Source organism: Cupriavidus sp. 05T313 (genome assembly GCF_056396665.1).
In genome coordinates this window covers 1-1049 of the sequence record NZ_JBFTLX010000529.1, presented here as the reverse complement: position 1 = coordinate 1049, position 1049 = coordinate 1, and the positions used below count along the sequence as shown (strand labels likewise).

Annotated in this window: 2 protein-coding genes; both read left to right on the top strand. The window is 69.2% G+C overall.

Going from position 1 to position 1049, the window contains the following annotated elements; genetic code table 11:
• The coding region (locus AC1DKD_RS41490) for an electron transfer flavoprotein subunit beta/FixA family protein (RefSeq protein WP_477144771.1) at positions 1-527 on the top strand (527 nt) is incomplete at its 5' end.
• A partial coding sequence (locus AC1DKD_RS41485; protein ID WP_477144770.1) for an electron transfer flavoprotein subunit alpha/FixB family protein occupies positions 524-1049 on the top strand: 526 nt, incomplete at its 3' end. The genes AC1DKD_RS41490 and AC1DKD_RS41485, both read left to right, overlap by 4 nt.

Below are 1049 nucleotides of genomic sequence, written 5' to 3'. Positions count from 1 at the left end.
CCCTGGAAGAGGCCGACCCGATCGCGGTGGCGCGCGTGCTGGCCGCGCTTGCCCGCCGCGAGTCCGCCGATCTTGTTTTTGCTGGCGTGCAGGCTTCCGATCACGCTTTCGGCGCCACCGGCATGGCCATGGCGGGCCTGCTGGACACACCCCATGCGGCGGTGGTGGCCGCGCTGGAATACACCCCGGGCGAGGGCACGRCAACGGTGCGGCGCGAGCTGGAGGGCGGCACCTACGCCGTCGTGAAGATCAACACCCCGGCCGTGCTCACGCTGCAACTGGGTATCAACACGCCGCGCTACGCATCGCTGCGCGGCATCAAGCAGGCGGCGGCACGGCCCATCGAGGTGGTCGGGCCGGACGACATCGGACTGGCGGCCGGCGATACCGGCGCGGCGGGATCGCTGTCGCGGGTGCGGCGCATGTATGTGCCGGAGAAAGGGCGCGCCCAGATGATCGAGGGCACCCCCGCGGAGCAGGCATCGCAACTGGCGAAGATCATCAAGGAATTCAGGGGAGAAGCATGATGGCGGGCATTCTGGTGGTAGTCGAGCATCGCAAGGGAGAACTGCGTCCGGTCAGCCGCGAGCTGATCGGCCTGGCAACTTCGCTGAAGGCATCCAGCGGCGAGCCGGTACAGGTGGCGTTGATCGCCGCCGACCCGGCGCGCCACGCGCAGGCGCTGCAGTTGGCGGGGGTGGATGAGATCGTGACGGTGCAGAGCGCCGGGGATGCCTTCGATCCGGAGGTATATGAAGCTTCGGTGCGCGCGCTGATCGCCGCGCGGCAGCCTTCGTTGGTGCTGCTGCCGCATAGCATCGATACGTTGGGCTACGCGGCGCCGCTGGTGGTGCGCGACGGCCACGGGTTCACCACCGACGTGTTCAAGGTGGAGYGCGACGGGGACGGCTGGGTGGCCACCCGCTCGGGCTACGGGCAGAAGGTGAACGTGGAGATGGAGTTCCCGGGGCACGCCACGGTGGTGCTGACGGTGCGGCCCGGCTCGTTCAAGCCGGTGGAGGCAGCCGGCACGCCGGCCATAACGAGCC